A 21,084-nucleotide genomic window follows, 5' to 3' on the forward strand; every position below is an offset into this window, starting at 1 on the left:
ATTTTTAAATGATGAAAGTCCGTACGCGTATTGCTCCATCTCCTACTGGTTTCCCGCATGTTGGAACCGCTTACATTGCCTTGTTTAATCTATGTTTTGCCAAACAACATGGTGGTGAATTTATTCTTCGTATTGAAGATACCGATCAGCTTCGCTCTACGCCTGAATCAGAAAAAATGATTTTGGATTCGCTACGCTGGTTAGGTCTTAATTGGGCGGAAGGTCCAGATATTGGCGGTCCACATGCACCCTATCGTCAATCAGAACGGATGGGGATTTATAAGCAATATGCGTTGGATCTGATTGAAAAAGGCCATGCATTTTATTGCTTTGCAACCGCTGAAGAGCTGGATCAAATGCGTGCTGAACAAATGGCGCGTGGTGAAACACCGAAATATGATGGACGTGGTTTAAAACTTTCAAAACAAGAGGTTGAACAGCGCTTGGCTGCGGGAGAACCGCACGTCATTCGAATGAAAGTGCCTGAAGAAGGGATTTGTCGTTTTAATGACTTATTACGGGGTGAAGTGGAAATTCCCTGGGCACAAGTGGACATGCAAGTCCTGTTGAAAACGGATGGCTTACCTACTTATCACCTTGCGAATGTGGTCGATGATCATTTGATGGAAATTACCCACGTGTTACGTGGTGAAGAATGGCTACCATCTGCACCGAAACATCAATTGCTTTACCAATATTTCGGCTGGGAAATGCCAGTGCTGTGTCATATGCCATTGTTGCGTAATCCTGACAAATCAAAATTATCCAAACGTAAAAATCCAACCTCTATTAACTATTATCGAGATATTGGTGTATTGCCAGAAGCCTTGCTGAATTATTTAGGTCGTATGGGCTGGTCGATGCCAGACGAGCGCGAAGTGTTTACTTTAGACGAAATGATCGAGCATTTTGATATTCAACGTGTCTCTTTGGGCGGGCCAATTTTTGATGTAGAAAAACTCAACTGGCTCAATGGTCAATGGATTAAATCCCTGACACCAGGACAACTGCTTGATCGTCTACTGGCATGGAAAAATGATCGCAACACATTGGAAGATATTGCTGCTGCCATTCAACCACGAATTCATTTGTTGTCTGAAGCCGTCAATTGGGCTGGTTTTTATTTCAATCATATGCCCAATATTACCGCAGAGATGTTTGAAAGCAAAAAACTGTCACAAGAACAAGTTCGCCAAAGCCTACAGTTTGCCATTTGGCGACTGGAAAGCCAATTCACTTGGAACAATGAGACAGTGAGTCAGATTTTGATGGATTTAGCCAATCAAATGGAGATTAAACTGCGTGACTTTATGCCTGCGTTCTTTATTGCGATTGCAGGTTCAACCAGTTCTACACCTGTGATGCAGTCGATGGTCACGATTGGCCCTGATTTAACCTTTGCTCGTTTGCGCCGTGCGCTCGAAATTGTGGGTGTACCGAGTAAAAAAGAGCTGAAAGTCTGGGAAAAACTCAATGAATCGCTAAAATTGCCGAAAAATGATGCAGTTGATGAAGCATAATTGATTTTTTTATTGACGCATTCACACAATAGCCCTAATATGGCGCTCACACAGACTGGGGTCATAGCTCAGTTGGTAGAGCGCTACAATGGCATTGTAGAGGTCAGCGGTTCGATCCCGCTTGGCTCCACCAAATCTTAGAATGTGTTGCCTCATAAGTCCCTATCGTCTAGAGGCCTAGGACATCGCCCTTTCACGGCGGTAACCGGGGTTCGAATCCCCGTAGGGACGCCAAATTTCTAAAAAGCCGCTGCACAGACAGCGGCTTTTTTATTGTTTTTATTTGAGCTACGCTTGGTTAAAATAGAGAAAATAAAATTCTGGAGCATTTATGCAGTACCGTTGCCCAAAATGTCAAAGTGTTAAAATTATGCCTGTCGGGCAAGGTGGAACATCTGCTCGTCCAGTGATTCCGAAAAGTTTGGTGATCTTGCTGCCTGCTATTTTTATTCTCTTATTTCTGGTCCTGATGAGTATTGGCATGTGGATTTTTGGTAGTGGTGCAGGACCAAAACTACAAATTGCAACTGTGGTGGTTTTTGTGATCGCGGCAGGTGCAGGTCTGATGTTCTGGCGTGACCTTCCTAACTTTAAATTGACGATGCAGGCATTCATGCAATCGCAAAAGAATTGGAAATGTCGTGAATGCCATCACGAATGGCAAATCTAACTGATTCTTGACTGATCGAAATTAAAAGCCATTTCAATGTGAATGGCTTTGGGTCTCATGATCATGTGTTGTATCGTGTTCGTGCTCATGTACAACACATTCATCTTCTTCAATTTGCAGGGTAATTTCAGAAATGCCATGCTGATGTGACAGCATTTCATAAGCATTTCGATAGAGTTGATTCCGATCTGCGTGTGGTGCAAATAGATGTACCGTAAGATGTACATTTTTGGATGTAATTGCCCATACCTTGAGTTGGTGAATACTTTCAACACCATTTAAAGACAGTAAGTCGGCACGTAACTTTTCGATATCGACTTCTTCGGGTACACCTTCGAGCAAAATATTGATACTTTGTTTAAGTAAAACCCATGTTCTTGGTAATACCCAAAAACCAATCAATACCGCAATAATCGTATCGACCCAGTACCAGTTGGTAAAGTAGATCACAACTGCACCAATAATAACGCCAACCGAGCCTAGCGCATCACTCAAAACCTCTAAATAAGCACCTTTGACATTTAAGCTGTTATTGGCACTCGACATGAGGATTTTCATTGAGATGAGGTTAATCACCAAACCAATGGTCGCCACAATGAGCATACCCACACTTTGAATTTCAGGCGGCTTAGAGAAGCGGATATAAGCTTCATATAAAATATAAATCGCCACCACGAACAGCATGAGCGCATTAAATAATGCAGCCAGAATTTCAAAGCGCTGATAACCAAAAGTACGTTTATTATCGGCTGGGCGCTTCGCGATCTGAATTGCAACCAAAGCAATTGCCAGAGCAGCTGCATCGGTAAACATATGCGCAGCGTCAGAGAGTAATGCCAAACTTTGTGTGATTAAACCAGCTACGACCTCAACAATTAAAAATGTTGAAGTCAGTGCTAAAGCAATCATTAATTTCTTAGCATTACCTTCAGTCACTACAGCATGACTATGATCATGACCATGTTGTCCACCCATTTTGCGGACTCCTTATTATTTATCTTTATGGAGAGGTAAAAGTAGCGATAGATACATTTTACTTTTACCTCTTTCAAACACTTTTTTGAATTGACGCTGTCATCAAAAAAGATATATCAAAACGATGACATTATGAATGCTCAGCATTTTTTGCTTTGCTTTCATTCATCCATCGATAAATGACTGGTAATAAAACCAAAGTTAATATCGTAGATGAAATAATCCCACCAATTACGACCGTTGCCAAAGGTCGTTGTACTTCTGCTCCGGTTCCTGTCGCCAAGGCCATCGGAATAAAACCAAGTGAAGCAACAAATGCCGTCATTAATACAGGGCGTAGTCGTAGTACAGCGCCTTTCCAAGTTGCCGCATGGAGATCTAAGGTTGTTCTTAGCTCTTTAATAAATGTGAGCATGACCAGACCATTCAATACCGCAACACCAGATAAAGCGATGAACCCAACCCCAGCAGACATGGAAAGCGGTATATCCCTCAGCCATAAAGCAACTAATCCACCGGATAAAGCAAAAGGAACTCCGCTAAATACCAGTAAGCTATCTTTAAAGTTACTAAATACAGCCATAAGCAACACAAAGATCATGATTAAAGCCAAAGGCACCACGATTTGCATTCGTGCTTTGGCAGAAGCTAGATTTTCAAACTGTCCACCAAAACCTAACCAGTATCCACTTGGCAGTTTTTGCTGCGCCAGTTCTGTCTGCATTTCTTTGACAAAAGAGCCTAAATCACGATCACGTACATTGGCCGTCACCACCACGCGACGTTTCCCATTTTCACGGCTCACCTGCGCCAACCCCAAAATATTTTCGACTTTGGCAATATCCTGTAATTGAATCAAGCCGCCATTGGGAAGTTGAATCGGTAATTGCGCCAATTGCTGAGGGGTACGCATTTCATCATTTAAACGAATGACAAAATCAAAACGTCGATCACCCTGTAAAATCTGCCCAACTGCCTGCCCACCAATACTTGCCGCGACAAGATCCTGAATAGACCTGACAGACAGACCATACTGAGCAGCTAAAGCATGATCAATGTCGACATTCAACAACGGTAAGCCATCGGTTTGCTCGACCTTAACCTCAGTTGCACCCTCAATTCTTCTCAGTTTTTGCGCAATTTTTTCAGCTTCCTGATTTAAGACTTGTAAATTATCGCCAAAAACTTTAACCCCAATATCACTGCGTATGCCTGAAATCAATTCATTAAAACGCAGTTCAATCGGCTGTGAGAACTCACTGTTATTACCTGGAATATGTTCAACATATGCCTGCATCCGACCACGCAACCCATCAATGCTTTCTTTCGGATTAGGCCATTGTTCACGCGGTTTAAGTAATACAATCGCATCAGAAATATTAGGTGGCATGACATCGGTTGCAACTTCAGCCGTTCCTGTTCTGGCAAATATCGCTTTCACCTCAGGAAAATCCTGAAGTAATTGTTTCTCAACCTGTTCCTGTATTTTTAAAGATTCTTCAATCCCCGTGCTCGGCGCTCGCATGAGTTGTAAGGCAAAATCTCCCTCACTCAATTGAGGGGCAAACTCACTTCCTACCCGAGTAAAAATAGCAGCGCTGATGATTAAAATACCCACGGCCAAAGTCGCAACAACATATTTAAACTGATACGCCCAATTCAACACATCGGCATACTTGTTTTTTAGCGCCAACATCCAGCGGCTTTCTTTTTCTTTGACTTCACCAGTAACCCATAACGCCACAGCGGCAGGCACAAAAGTGACGGATAAAATCATCGCACCCACCAATGCTAAGACTACTGCCATTGCCATTGGGTGAAACATTTTGGCTTCCACACCAGAAAGTGCAAAAATAGGTAAATACACCACCATGATGATCAATTGACCAAAAATCAGTGGTCGTCGTGCTTGTTGAGCCGCCAGAAAAACTTCTGTAAAACGTTCTTGGCGGGTGAGTAGACGACCTTTGGCGTGTTGAGCTTCAGCCAAACGTCGAATGCAGTTCTCCACAATCACCACTGCACCATCGACAATAATGCCAAAATCCAGCGCGCCTAAACTCATCAAATTGGCACTGATCTTCTGCTCCGCCATGCCTGTAATGGTAAACAACATCGATAGAGGAATAATACAAGCCGTAATTAGAGCTGCTCTAAAATTACCCAGAAAGATAAACAGGATGACGATGACCAGAATTGCACCTTCAATCAGGTTCTTGGCCACCGTTTTGATGGCTTTATCGACCAGTGAACTGCGGTTATACACTGTTTCGACCACAACGCCTGTGGGTAAAGAACGCTTTACTTCCTGCATCTTACGATCAAGCGCTTGAGCAACGGTTTTACTGTTCTCGCCCATCATCATCATGGCAATACCGAGTACTGTCTCTTCACCGTTATAGGTCGCACCTCCAGTTCTGAGATCATGTCCAATCGAGACAGTTGCAACATCTGCAACCCGAATCGGCAAACCATTTTTTTGACTCAGCATTACATTTTCGATGTCCTGAATCGTATCTAATGTGCCAGGTACGCGAACAGTTAACTGCTGACCATTTTGTTCCAAAAATCCTGCACCACGATTTTCATTATTTTCAGTTAAAGCCGTTTGTAGATCTGTGACAGGAATCTGTAATTGCTGCAAACGTTTTAAATCTGGTGAAACAATATAAGTTTTATTGTAGCCACCGATACTATTGACCTCTGCCACACCCGCTACCCGCTGTAATTGTGGACGTACAATCCAATCTTGGATTTCACGTAAATCCATTGCTGTGTAAGCACTGCCATCTGCTTTTTTAGCATTCGGCTCAGCTTTAATGACCCATTGATAGATCTCGCCTAATCCAGTTGAAATCGGTGACATTTGCGGATCAATATTGTCAGGTAAAGCACTTTGAGCTTCTTGTAAGCGCTGATTAATCAGCTGTCTCGCCCAATAAATGTCTGTACCATCTTTAAAAATAATGGTCACCTGAGATAAACCATAACGTGAAATAGAACGGGTTTGCTCCAGATTTGGCATCCCTGACATCGCATTTTCAATCGGGTAGGTAATGCGTTGCTCGACTTCAGCCGCAGTAAAACCATTGGCTTGAGAGTTAATTTGTACCTGTACATTGGTAATATCAGGAACAGCATCAATAGATAATTTTTGATAGCTATAGAGTCCTACCGCGATCCATGTCAGGGTAAATAACATCACCCAAATGGCATTGCGAATAGAAAACTGAATGATACGGTCAAATAAACTTTGTGCAGATGGCAAATCAATTTCTGGTTTAGTGTCCATGTTCAGCCTCTCCTTTTTCCATTTCTGATTTCAAAAGGAAACCGCCTTGACTGACATATTGCTGTTGATTGCTTAGACCAGATTTGATCTCGATCCATTGACCATCACTTGAATAATTACCGACCTCAACCGCTACGGGCTGAAAATGAACACTATTTTTTTCATTTTTGGCAACAAACACCACCGATTTACCATCGATCTGCTGAAGAGCGTTGCGAGTCACTCGAAGTACAGGCTGACTGTCCTGCGCCTCTAATAAAACATTCACCATCAAATTTGGACGTAATTCCTGTGCAGGTGTGAGTACTTTGGCACGGACTTGCAAACGTCCCGTCTGGCTATCTGCTTCAGCACTTAAAGTCTGAACCTGCGCCTTAAAGCGATTCTGAGTTTGTAATGACTTAAAATGAATCTGTTGATGAGGTTGTATACTGATACTCTTTTCACTTGGCATGATAAATTCCAGCCACAGTTGATCAAGTTGATCGATCACAAACAATTGTTTATCTGAAGTAATGTATTCCCCTACCACGATATCTTTTTGACTGATCACACCACTTAAAGGCGCTTTTAAAGCATAACGTCCCTGACTTCCTGCATTTGCACCCAAAGCTGAAAGGCGACTGCGCGCGGCCTGTACCTGAATTTGTGCCTGACGATAGGTGTTATACGCTTTTTGATAATCTTGACGTGCCGAAATCCCTTGATCAAATAACTGCTTTTCACGTTGGTAATCCTGCTGTGCCAAGGTCAATGCTTCCTGAGCAATACTCAAATTTGCTTGTTGATCGACCAATTCTGGAATAAATACAGTCGCTAAAATCTGTCCTTTTTTCACCTGCTGTCCCAACATGGCATTGACACTTTCTACGCGTCCCGTAAAAGTTGAAGCGACATGCGCTTGCTGATCAGTATTGGCAACTAATTTGGCAGGATATTCCAGCGATCGAGAAACCTGACCCTGCTCAACCTGTGCCAGTTTGACGCCAAACTCTAGCATCTGCTGCGAGGTTAGATTCAGCTCTTTAGTTTCTTCAGTATGCTCCGCTTCTCCTGCTTCATCGGCATGTGTGGATTCTGCTTTGCCGTGTTCGCCTTCATCGTGTGAATCTGTTTTGCTCGATGAATCCTTAAATACAATCCATGCACTCAATAAAACGCAAATGACGATGACCAACCCTGCCCAGAGCCATTGTTTTTGAATATTTTTAGTCGACATTATTCAGCTCCTGAGATGGCATTAAAATTACGTGTGTTTTGCCAAAGTGTTTGATTGATTTGATTCAGTGCATCGCTGGACATGACTTGCTCAGGAGTAATACCAAGTGCCAAGCTTTCGGTTTCTATGGCTTTTTGCCATGCACTTTTAAGAAGTTGAACCTTTTTTAAGCGCTGTTCCTGCAACTGTGCAGTGGCTTGTTGTACATCGGTAATTGCATATTTCCCCACTTTAAAACCGATCAACATTTTGCGTTGCACATCTTCGGACAAAGGAATTTGCTGATCATTCATCAAGTCATATTGCTGCTTTAATCCAGCCAATTCACTCTGTAAAGTTTCAATGCTATTCAGGTTTTGCTGGGTATAAAATCGCTGTTGCTGCGCTAGAAAATCTTGCTGTGTCTGTGCAATTTGTAATGAATATTGCTGACGATCAAAAATATTCAGCGGAATGTCCAGTCCAACTCGAAACTGTTGTTCACTGTTATTTGTCTCCGCACTTTTATTCGTCACCATGCCGACATTGAGCGTTGGATTTGGACGGCGTTTCGCCTTGAGATAGTCCACATTGGAACGTTGCTGCTGTAACTGGAGCTGAATCGAACGTTGCAGTAAATTCTGCTGTAAATGCGCTGCGACATCTGCTTTGCTTTGACTAGGCCATGCGTTTGCACGGTTGAAACCTAAATGATCAGAATAGGTCGATTCTCCCCATAAATTAGCCAAACGTTTTCTGGCAATGTTCAGATTGAGTTCGACTTCTTGAGCAGCACGCTGATTTTCAATATGTGCCATCAGGGTACGATCCTGATCAAGTTGGGCAATACTCCCCGCCCGATAACGTCGTCGTGTAGCGTCTAAAATATCCTGACTATTGGCCAGTTGCTGTTGTGCAATTTGATTTTCCATTTCGAACACAGCAACTTGTGACCATAAATACTTCACCGCCAGTTCAAGTTGTGCTTCATACAAGTTTTGATTTAAATCAACTTGCTGACGCTGAACCTGCGCCAGTTGAGTCGCCGCTTTACGTTCACCAAATACATCCAATTTTTGTGAAATGCCAAATTCCAGCTCGCGATCCTGATCCGACTTAAAACCCGTTTGCTGAATAGAAAAAGTGGGATTCTCCCAAAGATGACTTTGCTGAATATGTGCATCGGCGATACTCTGTTGCACTTTCCATACACCTAGTTTCGATTGATATTGCCGTACTTTTTCGAGTACCTGAACAAAACTCATGGAAGACTGTTCGAGTGCAGAAATGTTTTGGTGCTGAGCTATCTCTGTGTCAGCCATAGTGATGGCTGAATAGGGCAATAATGCTACGAATACGACAATCGACATTACTTTTTTGGGTGATATCGCGCGTCTTGCCTGTTGAATGATATGTACATACATAAAATAACCCTTTCGCTTTAATCATGTTTTGATCATTGAAAAGGTGGGTTATTTTTTGGCTACCCCACCTATAGCGGGGTTACAACAGGAGGAGGATTTAATCCAATAAGATGCGGTGACTGATAGGAGTTCGCCCAATCGTAGACTGAGCGAGTTAGGTGACCCGTTCTGGAGGGTTCTAATGCATTTTGTTCAGTTTCAGCCACTATGATATGCAGACAGCTAGGTAAATGGTCATGATGATCCATCCAGATCGCAGCAGGGTGTGTGGTAGTTTTGAAATTTGCAGTATCTGTTTTTAGCTGATGATGGTCAGATACCTGCCCGACACTGGCATCAAGATGATGCCCAAAATGATATGGAATCGCATTATATTCAGAACCTGAAGCTGTTTCATGCGCGCAAAAAGCCGCTGCCATGTTCCATAAACTCTGAAACATGAACAAACTCAGCAAAATTGCCATCAATAACGAACGCTTCATAAGCACCATAAACTCGAAATGCGCCCTAATATAACAATAGCAGTCGGTGTAATAGAATTACATTTCACCAAAATACTTGATGTTTTATAACAAAACCACGTCACTTTGAACGCTATTTATGTGAAGTGTAATACTTTTTAAAACTTGACCAACAAACTCATTGATTGTTCCACGAAATTTATGCATTCATTAAAAAACTGGATTATATTGAAAGTGTTAGCTTAATTGATGAGCAACAAGGAGCGTATTATGAAGTTTGATTATCTAAAAACAGTATGGACACTGCTGTTTCAAGCTCAAGACTCTAAAAATGATGTATTTTTACTTTTAGATACTGATGCAGAGCAAGAATATCAACAGGGTCTCTATTTTGAACAATTGGCACTAAACGACCAATATCAGCAGTACATGCGTCATCAGATTTATCGTCGTGTCCACGATCATATTTCAGCTCATGCAACCAGCTTTGCTTATCTCAATGAACGCAATGCCATCTGGTGTTTTTTACGATCTGCTTTACGTGGCCATCCAGAAGCTGAGTATAAAATGGGGCTTGGTTATTTAAATGGTCAACTGGGTCTGGATCGCGATTATCGTAAAGCTGAAACATGGCTGAAACGTGCCGCCAAAGATGGTCATCCTGATGCCAAACGCTGCTTGTACGATGCTTATAGCCAACTTGCCTTTTCTTAGTTTTTTTCAAAAAAAACTTTAAGCAAAAAAAACCAGCCCGAAAGCTGGTTTTTTATTGATAGGCAATTAACCTGTAATTTTTCGATATTTACTACGCTTTTGTACCGCATCGTCGCCTAAACGCGACTGACGGTAAGCCTCGTACTCTGCATAGTTACCTGTGTAGAATTCTGGCTGTTCGTTTTCAAATGACAAAATATGAGTCGCAATACGATCTAGGAACCAACGGTCATGCGAGACCACCATCACCGTACCTGGGAATACCAAAATGGCATCTTCCAGCGCACGCAAGGTTTCGATATCCAAATCGTTCGATGGCTCATCCAGCAAGATCACGTTGGCACCCATCTGTAGGATTTTGGCCAGTTGTAAACGGTTACGCTCACCACCCGACAATTCACCCACACGTTTTTGCTGATCTTGGCCTTTAAAGTTAAAGCGACCGATATAAGCACGTGAGGCTATTTCGTAATCACCGATTTTTAAGATATCCAAACCGCCAGAAACTTCTTCCCAAACAGTTTTGTCATTATCCAAAGTGTCACGAATCTGACCCACATAGGCCACTTTCACCGAGTCACCCAGTGTTACCGTACCTGTATCAGGTTGCTGTTCACCTGTCATCATACGAAATAGTGTGGTTTTACCCGCACCGTTTGGCCCCACAATCCCCACAATCGCAGTCGGTGGCACAGTAAAGGTTAGATTTTCGTACAATAAACGACCATCAAATGACTTACTGATCCCTTCCACTTCCACCACTTTGTTACCCAACCGTGGGCCAGGTGGAATGTAGATTTCAGAGGTTTCATTACGTTGCTGGAATTCTTTCGAGTTCAACTCTTCAAAGCGTTCCATACGTGCTTTGTTTTTCTTTTGCTGACCCTTGGCATTTGAACGAACCCATTCCAGTTCTTTTTTCAATGCTTTAGCAAACGATTCTTCTTGTTTTTGTTCCTGCTCTAAACGGGCATTCTTTTGTTCCAGCCAAGAAGAATAGTTGCCTTGATAAGGAATACCATGTCCACGGTCAAGCTCCAGAATCCACTCGGCCACGTTATCTAGGAAATAACGGTCATGCGTAATCGCCACGATGGTGCCAGGGAAATCTTTCAAGAAACGTTCTAACCAAGAGACAGATTCGGCATCCAAATGGTTCGTCGGTTCATCAAGCAGTAACATGTCTGGTTTAGATAACAATAAACGACACAAAGCAACACGACGGCGCTCACCACCAGAAAGCAAAGAAACGTCGGCATCCCATGCTGGTAGATTCAAGGCATTCGCTGCAATTTCCAGTTGGTTATTGAGATTGTGTGCATCCCAAGTCTGGATAATCGCTTCCAGTTTTTCTTGTTCTTTGGCCAGTTTGTCAAAGTCGGCATCTGGATCTGCATATTCTGCAAAAACCTGATCTAAACGCTCTAAAGCGTCTAGCGCTTCACGTACGCCATCTTCCACGTTGCCACGCACGTCTTTTTTTGGATCAAGCGGTGGTTCTTGCTCAAGATAGCCAATTTTAATACCCGGCTGTGCACGAGCTTCACCTGAGAAATCTTTGTCCACGCCCGCCATAATACGGAGCAAAGTCGATTTACCTGCACCGTTTAAGCCGAGCACACCAATTTTAGCACCCGGAAAAAATGATAATGAGATATCCTTGAGGATTTCGCGTTTCGGCGGCACCATCTTGGATACTCGGTTCATCGTATAAATATATTGGGCCACTTAGGACTCCTCAATAGAAAAACCAATACATCGCAGTGAGCGAAAAATAGCAGTTATTATATGCTGAATACGGCAAAAAAATAAGGCGTGATTGAGTTTAATCCGACTTTATGACTGAGAAATGTCGACGAAGTTGTTTCCTGATATAAAAATGCATGACTCAAAAATCATGCATTTTTAATGAATCGCGAGACTGTTTCTACTCAGCCTTTATTTGACAAAATTATTAACCAATAAATTTTTGACATCATCGACACGACCCGACATCAACGCTTTAATGGCATAGAGAGAGGTTGAAGAGACCTGATTCAAATTTGGATCGGGTGGCATGACCAATTCCATTGGATTGGTATGTACATCCAGTAAGGCAGGGCCATCATGTTTTAAGAAATTTTCGACTGCCTGCTCCAAGCCATCCCCGCGGGTCACGGTTTGTCCATGCAGGCCGATGACACTCGCCAGCTTGCCAAAGTCTGGATTGAGCAGATCGGTATAATGATCGAGCAAACCTTCCACTTTTTGTTCGAGCTCGACAAAATTTAGTGAGCTATTGTTAAACACCACGATTTTGATCGGCAATTTTTCCTGAATAGTGGTGAGTAAATCACCCAATAACATGGCTAAACCGCCATCGCCACAGAGTGCGATGATCTGACGTTGTGGAAACGCTTTTTGTGCACCCAGCGCCTGAGGCATGGCATTGGCCATGGTACCGTGTAATAAACTGGTAAAGGTACGGCGTTTGCCATTAACATCCACATGACGTAATACCCATACCATTGGGGAACCCCCATCACCAAAGAAAATCGCATCATCATCAGCATAACGATTGAGCAAAGACACCAAATATTGTGGATGGATCAGGCCCTCTTTACCCACCCGCTCTTCTTTATGTCGAATTTCATCACTTTGATGTTTAAGTTCCAGACAATGATCCAGAAAAGCTCGATCCTGTCGCGTTTGCAACAACGGTAACAAAGCATTCAAAGTAGATGAAATTTTACCGACTGCACCTAGCGTTATCGGATGGCGTCGTCCTAAATGCGTTGGATCAATATCGATTTGTAAAATCTTGGCATGGCTTGGATAATATTGTGCCCAAGCAAAATCGGCACCCAGCAGGATCAATAAATCACAATCCATTAAGGTGTGATAACCCGCTTTATTACCAAAAATCCCAGTCATGCCCATATTGTAAGGATTATCATATTCGATAAAGTCTTTGGCACGTGAAGTGTGTGCAATCGGCGCTTTTAATTTTTCAGCAAACGCGACTAGCTGATCATGAGCGCCTTCACAGCCTGCACCTGCATAAATCCCGATTTTTTGATGCTGTGAAATAAGCTCAACCATTTGATGCAGTTCAACTTTATTTGGCAAAATATCAGGTTCAGCATGGCGCGGCACAAAAGGCAAACCTGCTTCAGCCGAAGCTTCACTGATATTGGCGGGGACAATTACTACTGCAACACCACGTTTATTGATCGCAGCCTGACAAGCCATACTCATAATATGCCGAGCTTGTGAAGCTTGGGTAATCTCTTCACAAAATACCGAGTTTTTTTCGTATACCGATTTAAAATCAACATATTGAGGGAAATCAATATATCCCGCCATTTCGGTCGAAATTTGACTGGCAATCAAAATGACCGGGGCGCGATTGCGATGCGACTCATACAAACCATTAATAAAATGCAAACTACCCGGCCCGCAAGACCCCGCACAAGCCGTCAAATGTCCACTCAATAAAGCATCCGTACCCGCAGCAAATCCACCCACTTCTTCATGACGAACATGAATCCATTCAATACTGCTTTTTGACATCGAATCGGTCACATGATTCAAGGTATCGCCCACAATGCCATAACAACGCTGTACACCCGCTTGTTCAAGCACTTCGATAATAATATCAGATACTTTTTGCTTACTCATTAGTTGACTTCTCCAGCTTTTTTTATCATGAATTAAACCAATTTTTTTTATAGTGTTCCTGCCGTTTTGTCCTCGCCAGTAGGTTTTTGTACTTTTATTTAGGCACAATGTAATCGGAAACTTAAAATAAAAACCCCGACATTTACAGGTTTTGTTCAGGGCATGTGTATGGATGAATGAAGCGCATACACAGCCAGTTGTTATGAAATAAAAAGATGACTGTTCCTAAAAAATAGATAAATTAATCATAAAGAATATGTTAAAACACAACCTTGCTTGATTTTTATGCATCACTGGAAAATAAAATGACACAGACCTATAAAGATGAAACGCTTGCTATTCATGCAGGCTATTCCCCAGAACCGACCACCAAAGCAGTGGCTGTTCCAATTTACCAAACCACCTCTTATGCATTTGATAACACGCAACATGGGGCAGATTTATTTGATCTAAAAGTTCAGGGGAATATTTACACGCGGATTATGAACCCGACCACCGCCGTACTGGAACAGCGAATTGCGGCGCTTGAAGGGGGTATTGGCGCATTGGCTTTGGCTTCGGGTATGGCCGCGATTACTTATGCTATTCAAACCATTACGGAAGCGGGTGATAATATTGCGTCCGTATCGACCTTGTATGGTGGAACCTATAATTTATTTGCGCACACCCTACCCAAACAAGGCATTGAAGTTCGTTTTTTTGATTACCAACAACCTGAAAGTTTACGTGCATTAATTGATGATAAAACCAAACTGGTCTTTGTCGAATCGATTGGCAATCCACTGGGTAATATTATTGATCTGGAAGCGATTGCCAAGATTGCACATGAATATGGTGTACCTGTGGTCGTGGATAATACCGTCGCCACGCCTGTACTTCAGAAATCATTTGATTTTGGCGCAGATATTATTGTGCATTCACTCACCAAATATATTGGTGGTCATGGCAATAGCATTGGTGGTGTGATTGTAGACAGCGGCAAGTTTCCATGGGGACAATATCCTGAACGTTTTAAAGTGTTGAATACTCCCGATCCAAGCTATCATGGCGTAAATTATGTCGAAGCCTTAGGCCCAGCCGCCTATATTGCTCGTGCCCGCGTGGTCCCACTGCGTAATACAGGTGCTGCGATTAGTCCACTAAGCGTGTTTTTGATTTTACAAGGACTTGAAACCTTATCTTTACGCATGGAACGTCATACTGAAAATGCGCTTAAAGTTGCCGAATATTTACAACAACATCCCAAAGTCAAATGGGTCAATTATGCGGGTTTAAAAAATCATCCTCAGCATGCACTGGCACAAAAATACGTGAAAGGTAAACCCTCTGCGATACTTTCCTTTGGGGTTCAAGATGGTCGTGAAGGCGGCACACGTTTTATTGATGCATTGCAACTGTTTACCCGTCTGGTCAATATTGGCGATGCAAAAAGTCTGGCCTGCCACCCTGCGACCACCACTCACCGCCAGTTAAATACTGAAGAGCTTAAAGCCGCAGGGGTAAGTGAAGACATGGTTCGCTTATCTGTTGGGATTGAACATATTGAAGATTTAATTGCAGATCTGGATCAAGCTTTGGCAAGCGTCTAAATAAATAGTAAAAAGTACTCACTAAGTCCGCTTTAATGCGGACTTTTTTATTATATAAGGGCATTTTTTTATGTTAAAAGTGAACCAAGCACAGTTTAAGATTAGAGCAATTACTCTAAAAACATTTGTAAATTCATGGACTTAACTATAGACTTTTTTAAAATTAAATCCAATAATAATTACCTAGACTTTGGTTGAATAGATTCATTCACCAAAACGTCTAAGGCGGTAAAAAAACAAGTAAAGCTTTTGGATTTAAGCTCAAAGCTCAGGGAAAAACGCGTGAATAAAAAACTTGAAACTCTTTTCCAAGAGAATGTCAAAAATAAAGTTATTCTGATCACTGGTGCATCTAGTGGTATCGGTTTAACAGTCGCAAAGAAAATGGCATCCGCAGGTGCTCATGTACTATTAGTCGCACGTACTAAGGATACACTACAACAAGTACAGACCGAGATTGTTCAAGCAGGCGGTAAAGCATCAATCTTTCCATGTGATTTGAGTGACATGGAAGCCATTGATCGTGTTGCCAAAGAAATCATACAGAAAGTCGAGCATATCGATATTCTAATCAACAATGCTGGGCGCTCTATACGTCGTGCTGTGCATGAATCTATCGACCGCTTCCATGATTTTGAACGTACTATGCAACTCAATTATTTCGGTGCAGTACGTTTGGTTTTAAATGTTTTACCTCATATGATTAACCGTAAAGGTGGTCAGATTATTAATATTAGTTCGATTGGTGTATTGGCCAACGCAACTCGTTTTTCGGCTTATGTGGCATCTAAAGCTGCGCTGGATGCATTTAGTCGTTGTCTATCGGCCGAAGTGCATTCGCATAAAATTTCGATTACTTCGATTTACATGCCTTTGGTTCGTACACCAATGATTGCTCCAACCAAAATTTATAATTATGTTCCTACTCTTTCACCAGATCAGGCCGCAGATCTCATCGCTTATGCCGTTGTAAAACGTCCTAAACGTATTGCGACGAATTTAGGTCGTTTGGCCTCAGTCACTTACTCTTTGGTGCCTGAAGTCAATAACTTATTGATGTCGATTGGATTTAACCTGTTCCCAAGTTCAGATGCAGCAGTGGGCAAAAAACAGGAAAAACTGAACTGGATGCAAAAGACCTATGCTCGAATTTTCCCTGGAGAGCATTGGTAAGTTTCAAATCATGCCGCTGTGATCATGTCATGGCGGCAACTCTACAAAATAAAAACAAAATAAAATATATTTTAACAAATGATAAAATTAGTTTAAAATTCACACATAATTTATTTGAATAGATTATTAATTCATCAAAAATTTAAAAAAATGTGAGTACATTATGTCTACAGCCAAAAAAAATTCGGCATTAAAACCGCTTTGCTATGCCATTCTTTTGAGTATGAATTTTATTGCAACCCCTAATTTTGCAGCAGAACCAACAGAAACACAAAATACCTCTTCATCGGCTCAACAAGAAAATCCGATGTCAAAACTTGATTGGCATATTGGTCCTGAAAAAGAAAATATCGCGCAAGTAGCTTCAATTAAGACCTTAAAAGATGAAGGTTTCTTGGACACGACAAATTCAGACAAATTTCTGGAGCTGACAGACAATTTAGCAACAGGAAACACCAATATCTTAGTCGCGGCAGATAATTCATGGTGGGCAACCTTTGATTTTGATCCATCAGGCTATGTTAAAGATGATGAAAAAATCGATGCCGATGCGTTACTTAAGCAACTCAAAGAATCCGATGCCCCTGCCAATGAAGAACGTCAACGCTTAGGCCTGACCAAACTTTATACAGTGGGCTGGTCTGTCCCTCCTCATTATGACGAACAAACCAAACAACTGGAATGGGCACTTAAAGTACGCGATGAAAATAACAACGACACGATTAACTATACCATTCGTCTACTCGGACGCACTGGAGTCATGAGTGCGACATTAATTTCCGATGAAGAACATTTAACCAAAAATATTCAAGAATTTAAGCAAACTCTGACTGGTTTTGACTTTAATGCTGGAGAAAAATATTCAGAATATAAAGCAGGAGATAAAGTTGCAGAATATGGTCTAGCAGCACTGATTGCAGGTGGAGCAGCTGTCGTTGCAACTAAAAAAGGCTTGTGGGCAGCAATTGCAGCTTTTTTTGCAGCCGCGTGGAAATTTGTAGCGGTTGGTGTGGTTGCAGTAGGCAGCTGGATTGCATCTTTGTTTAAACGCAATAAATCCTAAATGTTTTTAGATACTGACTATCTGTTTGTATTCACTTTAGTCGGGTTATATGTATATGACTCGGCTCAACTTTGTTATTTTAATGAATTCTTTTTAAGTAAAGGATTACGATCCTCTTTTCATGTTCAAACTGTTTCTCTCAATTATTCATTTGGAAAAAAGTTTTTATTTATTCCATCACTATTCTTTCCATCAACCTTACTGTTCAAAGTCAAATGGCAAACGCAGAACAAGACAGCACCTATTGTTCCAGCCGATATTGAGATAATTTACAACCTAGCTCAACAGCTTAAATTGATTCAATTTTTAAATACAATTGGCGCTATTTTGACGCTTATCGCACTGCCTTTATCAATTATTGGCAAAGCATCACATACTCTTATTGCGCTCATTATTATTGTTATTTATGCCATTAATCTCATCAATATTTTAATGATTTTTTTGCAACGCAAAACACTGTCTCTTCGTCCTAAAACCCTATTGCTACTGTTTTTAGATAGTCTTTTTTGCCCGCCTTTTGCTCTAAACCTTGTCAAAAAAATAAGTTTAAATTATGCCATTCAAACAGAAGGATTAAAGCTAGCGCAAAAACTTTTACAGCCACCCCAACTTGAAGTTTTAATCACCCAAATTATCAAAGATATCGCTTTATTAAAAACAAATCATAACCTTTCCAATGAACAACTAACGCGACTCCATGAGAAAGAATATGAACTGAATCAACTATTAATATCTTCTGAACAAGAATAAAAAACCTCTCATTTGAGAGAGGTTTTTTATGATTCAATTTGGATGTATATCACATCAAGCAAAGCAATATACAAACTCAGAAATTACTTCGATCCTTTAATCCCTGCCTGCAATAACAATGCACCGAATCCACCAATTTTATTGTCTTGTGGTTTATCCTGTTTAGGACGTTGTGGTTTTTTCGCCTGATCATTTTGACGCGCCGCTTGCGGACGTTTAGCTTGTGGTTTACGTTCTTCGCGTTGCTCTTGTTGATCACGACGTGGTGGGCGCTGTGCTTTTACAGGGGGCTGTGAACCTTCAGGACGCATACTTAAATTGACACGATTGCGTTCGGCATCGACGGTGAGTACCCGCACTTGTACAATTTGACCCGGTTTGACCACTTTATGTGGATCAGAAACAAATTCATTGGCCAATTCAGAAATATGAACCAAACCATCCTGATGTACACCCACATCGACAAAAGCTCCAAAGTTAGTGACATTGGTCACCACACCTTCAAGCTGCGTACCTTCAGTTAATTGCGCCACTTCAGTAATGTCTTCACGGAATTTAGCCGTGCGGAATTCTGGACGCGGATCACGACCTGGTTTTTCAAGCTCGGCCAATACATCCTGAACAGTAGGTAAACCAAACTGGTCATCGACAAATTCATCCGCTTTAACTTGGCGAATAATTTCACTATTACCAATAATATCTTTCACCGTGGTTGCTTTGGCTTCGACTATTCTTTCCACCAAACCATAACTTTCTGGATGTACCGCAGAGGCATCTAATGGCTCTGAACCATTCTGAATGCGCAAGAATCCTGCTGCCTGTTCGAAAGTACGTTCGCCTAAACGTGGCACCTTTTTCAAAGCTTGACGATTTTCAAAACGACCATTTTCTTTACGATATTCAACAATCTGCTGGGCAATGGCTTTGTTTAAACCTGCGATATAACCCAAAATTGCAGATGATGCAGTATTGACATCAACACCAACGGCGTTTACACAGTCTTCAACCACCGCGTCCAAGGTTTTCGCTAAACCAGTCTGGTTCACGTCATGCTGATATTGCCCCACACCAATCGATTTTGGATCGATCTTGACCAGTTCAGCCAAAGGATCCTGCAAACGACGGGCAATCGAGACCGCACCACGAATGGAGACATCTAACTCTGGAAGTTCAGCCGCCGCCAATTCACTGGCTGAATACACCGAAGCACCCGCTTCGCTGACGCTAACCCGAGTCAGTTTGAGGTCAGGGTTTGCGGTCATCATTTCTGCAACCACCGCTTCTGTTTCACGGCTCGCCGTGCCATTGCCAATTGCAATCAAATCGACATTGTATTCACGGCACAAACGCGCCAATTCAGTGATCGAACCTTCTTTATCTTCTTTAGGTGCAAATGGATAAATGGTGCTATGTGCCAAGACATCGCCCGCATCACTTACTACTGCCAGTTTCACGCCAGTACGAATCCCAGGATCAACACCTAAAGTGGTACGACCACCTGCTGGCGCAGACAAGAGTAAATGACGCAAGTTTTCAGCAAAAACCTCCATTGCTTCTGCTTCAGCAGCAAGACGTTTTTCAGTCAGCAACGAATGTTCAATTTGTGGACGAATTTTACCCAACCAAAATAATTTAGCGGTTTGCTTTAAAAAATCCTGACGTGCTTGGGGCTGAATTTGTTCAAGACTATATTCAGTTTCAATTTGCGCCAATGGTGCTTCATCTTCACCATCGACTTTTAAGCCCAGTACATTTTCCTGACGACCACGGAGCATCGCCAATAAACGATGTGATGGGACTTTATTTAGGTTTTCAGAAAACTCAAAATAGTCACGGAATTTTTTACCGACTTCTTTTTTCTCATCAGACGCCACCGCACTTTTCAAAATCGCAGTTTTTGCAAAGAGTGCTTTGAGCGCTGTGGTTAAAGCAATATTTTGTGCCCATTCATCAATGATAATATGCTGTACCGCATCTAGTTGACTTTCAACATCTGGATAGTCTTCATGGCTAAATCCTGATAAAGCCTCTACAGGTTCAACATTTTCATTTCGGATTTTTTCTGCGACAGGGCCCAGACCCGCTTCTTTGGCCTTAAACGATTTACTGGTACGTTTTGGACGATACGGCGCGTAAATTTCTTCCAGCGCATTTTTGGTTTCAGCCGCATTGACCCGTGCCAACAAATCTTCTGAAAGTTTGTCTTGTTCTTTTAATGATTCAATGACTTTTTCACGGCGCTCATACAAATCACGCAAATAAGCCAAGCGGGTATCTAACTGGCGCAGTTGTGTATCATCTAAACCCTGCGTTACTTCTTTACGGTAACGTGCAATAAATGGAACGCTCGCACCTTCATCAATTAAACGAATGGCAGCTTCTACTTGGTTTGGACGTACGGCAAGTTCGCTTGCCAACTGCTGAACTAAGTCAGTCATCGTATTTGATTCCACAAGGCTAAAGTTTAAAAGCAATGATTATAAAGACCGAGACTATAAAATCCACAATTGTTTTGCGTATTAAAAACGAAATTTTGAATCAAACCTGTGTTTTTTTCAATTTTTAGACATTTTTATTTGATCTGGTTCAAGCTTT

At 41.9% G+C, this 21,084-nt stretch carries 15 protein-coding genes and 2 tRNA genes; 9 read left to right on the forward strand and 8 right to left on the reverse strand.

Features of this window, described 5'->3' with window-relative positions:
* The first annotated feature begins 11 nt into the window (after window positions 1–11).
* The 4 genes from gltX (at window position 12) to EGS47_RS06095 (ending at window position 2,190) form a co-directional block, all read left to right on the forward strand.
* Entirely contained in the window at window positions 12–1,520 is a 1,509-nt protein-coding gene (gene gltX / locus EGS47_RS06080; RefSeq protein ID WP_125269869.1) for a glutamate--tRNA ligase, read from the forward strand.
* Window positions 1,521–1,577: 57 nt separating this feature from the next.
* Window positions 1,578–1,653: transfer RNA gene (locus tag EGS47_RS06085), tRNA-Ala, on the forward strand.
* 25 nt (window positions 1,654–1,678) lie between these two features.
* A tRNA-Glu gene (locus tag EGS47_RS06090) sits at window positions 1,679–1,754 on the forward strand.
* A gap of 97 nt (window positions 1,755–1,851) precedes the next feature.
* Window positions 1,852–2,190 carry a zinc-ribbon domain-containing protein gene (locus EGS47_RS06095; RefSeq protein ID WP_125269343.1) on the forward strand — a complete coding sequence of 113 codons (339 nt, stop codon included), beginning with the start codon at window positions 1,852–1,854 and terminating at the stop codon, window positions 2,188–2,190.
* A 33-nt stretch (window positions 2,191–2,223) separates the two neighbouring features.
* Here the strand turns inward: EGS47_RS06095 and EGS47_RS06100 are convergent, their stop codons facing one another.
* The 5 genes from EGS47_RS06100 to EGS47_RS06120 all read right to left on the reverse strand — a co-directional run bounded on the left by EGS47_RS06100 (window position 2,224) and on the right by EGS47_RS06120 (window position 9,561).
* Window positions 2,224–3,165, reverse strand: coding sequence for a cation diffusion facilitator family transporter (locus tag EGS47_RS06100; RefSeq protein ID WP_125269344.1), 942 nt, complete (start codon window positions 3,163–3,165; stop codon window positions 2,224–2,226).
* A gap of 130 nt (window positions 3,166–3,295) precedes the next feature.
* On the reverse strand, window positions 3,296–6,457 hold the full coding sequence (locus EGS47_RS06105) for an efflux RND transporter permease subunit (protein WP_125269345.1): 3,162 nt from the start codon (window positions 6,455–6,457) through the stop codon (window positions 3,296–3,298).
* The gene (locus tag EGS47_RS06110) at window positions 6,447–7,676 is read right to left on the reverse strand and encodes an efflux RND transporter periplasmic adaptor subunit (protein ID WP_125269346.1); all 1,230 of its coding nucleotides are present in this window, start codon (window positions 7,674–7,676) and stop codon (window positions 6,447–6,449) included. Before EGS47_RS06110 ends, EGS47_RS06105 begins: the two co-directional genes overlap by 11 nt.
* On the reverse strand, window positions 7,676–9,079 hold the full coding sequence (locus tag EGS47_RS06115; protein WP_125269347.1) for a TolC family protein: 1,404 nt from the start codon (window positions 9,077–9,079) through the stop codon (window positions 7,676–7,678). The genes EGS47_RS06110 and EGS47_RS06115 overlap by 1 nt, the downstream gene beginning before the upstream one ends.
* Before the next feature lie 68 nt (window positions 9,080–9,147).
* Window positions 9,148–9,561, reverse strand: coding sequence for a cation efflux protein, CzcI-like (locus tag EGS47_RS06120; RefSeq protein WP_212771566.1), 414 nt, complete (start codon window positions 9,559–9,561; stop codon window positions 9,148–9,150).
* Between the two features lie 249 nt (window positions 9,562–9,810).
* On the opposite strand from EGS47_RS06120, the gene EGS47_RS06125 reads away from it, so the two are divergent.
* Complete coding sequence (locus tag EGS47_RS06125; RefSeq protein ID WP_125269348.1) at window positions 9,811–10,254, forward strand: SEL1-like repeat protein; 444 nt, start codon at window positions 9,811–9,813, stop codon at window positions 10,252–10,254.
* 66 nt (window positions 10,255–10,320) lie between these two features.
* Here the strand turns inward: EGS47_RS06125 and ettA are convergent, their stop codons facing one another.
* Window positions 10,321–11,982 carry an energy-dependent translational throttle protein EttA gene (gene ettA / locus EGS47_RS06130; RefSeq protein WP_049173988.1) on the reverse strand — a complete coding sequence of 554 codons (1,662 nt, stop codon included), beginning with the start codon at window positions 11,980–11,982 and terminating at the stop codon, window positions 10,321–10,323.
* A 210-nt stretch (window positions 11,983–12,192) separates the two neighbouring features.
* Window positions 12,193–13,914: a thiamine pyrophosphate-dependent enzyme gene (locus EGS47_RS06135; RefSeq protein WP_125269349.1), complete on the reverse strand. Its 1,722-nt coding sequence runs from the start codon at window positions 13,912–13,914 to the stop codon at window positions 12,193–12,195.
* A 305-nt stretch (window positions 13,915–14,219) separates the two neighbouring features.
* Between EGS47_RS06135 and EGS47_RS06140 the strand changes: the two genes are divergently transcribed.
* From EGS47_RS06140 to EGS47_RS06155, 4 genes are all read left to right on the forward strand, one after another.
* Window positions 14,220–15,503, forward strand: a complete 1,284-nt coding sequence (locus EGS47_RS06140; protein WP_125269350.1) for an O-acetylhomoserine aminocarboxypropyltransferase/cysteine synthase family protein — start codon at window positions 14,220–14,222, stop codon at window positions 15,501–15,503.
* A gap of 282 nt (window positions 15,504–15,785) precedes the next feature.
* On the forward strand, window positions 15,786–16,676 hold the full coding sequence (locus EGS47_RS06145; RefSeq protein ID WP_125269351.1) for an SDR family NAD(P)-dependent oxidoreductase: 891 nt from the start codon (window positions 15,786–15,788) through the stop codon (window positions 16,674–16,676).
* A 163-nt stretch (window positions 16,677–16,839) separates the two neighbouring features.
* Window positions 16,840–17,739: a DUF2167 domain-containing protein gene (locus EGS47_RS06150; protein WP_125269352.1), complete on the forward strand. Its 900-nt coding sequence runs from the start codon at window positions 16,840–16,842 to the stop codon at window positions 17,737–17,739.
* Complete coding sequence (locus EGS47_RS06155) at window positions 17,740–18,489, forward strand: hypothetical protein (RefSeq protein ID WP_125269353.1); 750 nt, start codon at window positions 17,740–17,742, stop codon at window positions 18,487–18,489.
* A gap of 83 nt (window positions 18,490–18,572) precedes the next feature.
* Here EGS47_RS06155 and EGS47_RS06160 read toward each other — a convergent pair whose 3' ends face one another.
* The gene (locus EGS47_RS06160) at window positions 18,573–20,927 is read right to left on the reverse strand and encodes a Tex family protein (RefSeq protein ID WP_125269354.1); all 2,355 of its coding nucleotides are present in this window, start codon (window positions 20,925–20,927) and stop codon (window positions 18,573–18,575) included.
* Window positions 20,928–21,084: the final 157 nt, after the last annotated feature.

It is taken from the genome of Acinetobacter sp. FDAARGOS_515 (assembly GCF_003938865.1).
Lineage (GTDB): Bacteria > Pseudomonadota > Gammaproteobacteria > Pseudomonadales > Moraxellaceae > Acinetobacter > Acinetobacter ursingii.

Coding starts and splice junctions, on each gene's coding strand:
- EGS47_RS06110 (WP_125269346.1), bottom strand. CDS start 7,676: ATGTCGACTAAAAATATTCAAAAACAATGGCTCTGGGCAGGGTTGGTC.
- EGS47_RS06150 (WP_125269352.1), top strand. CDS start 16,840: ATGTCTACAGCCAAAAAAAATTCGGCATTAAAACCGCTTTGCTATGCC.
- EGS47_RS06155 (WP_125269353.1), top strand. CDS start 17,740: ATGTTTTTAGATACTGACTATCTGTTTGTATTCACTTTAGTCGGGTTA.
- EGS47_RS06095 (WP_125269343.1), top strand. CDS start 1,852: ATGCAGTACCGTTGCCCAAAATGTCAAAGTGTTAAAATTATGCCTGTC.
- EGS47_RS06135 (WP_125269349.1), bottom strand. CDS start 13,914: ATGAGTAAGCAAAAAGTATCTGATATTATTATCGAAGTGCTTGAACAA.
- EGS47_RS06105 (WP_125269345.1), bottom strand. CDS start 6,457: ATGGACACTAAACCAGAAATTGATTTGCCATCTGCACAAAGTTTATTT.
- EGS47_RS06120 (WP_212771566.1), bottom strand. CDS start 9,561: ATGAAGCGTTCGTTATTGATGGCAATTTTGCTGAGTTTGTTCATGTTT.
- EGS47_RS06100 (WP_125269344.1), bottom strand. CDS start 3,165: ATGGGTGGACAACATGGTCATGATCATAGTCATGCTGTAGTGACTGAA.
- EGS47_RS06160 (WP_125269354.1), bottom strand. CDS start 20,927: ATGACTGACTTAGTTCAGCAGTTGGCAAGCGAACTTGCCGTACGTCCA.
- EGS47_RS06115 (WP_125269347.1), bottom strand. CDS start 9,079: ATGTATGTACATATCATTCAACAGGCAAGACGCGCGATATCACCCAAA.
- EGS47_RS06125 (WP_125269348.1), top strand. CDS start 9,811: ATGAAGTTTGATTATCTAAAAACAGTATGGACACTGCTGTTTCAAGCT.
- gltX (WP_125269869.1), top strand. CDS start 12: ATGAAAGTCCGTACGCGTATTGCTCCATCTCCTACTGGTTTCCCGCAT.
- EGS47_RS06140 (WP_125269350.1), top strand. CDS start 14,220: ATGACACAGACCTATAAAGATGAAACGCTTGCTATTCATGCAGGCTAT.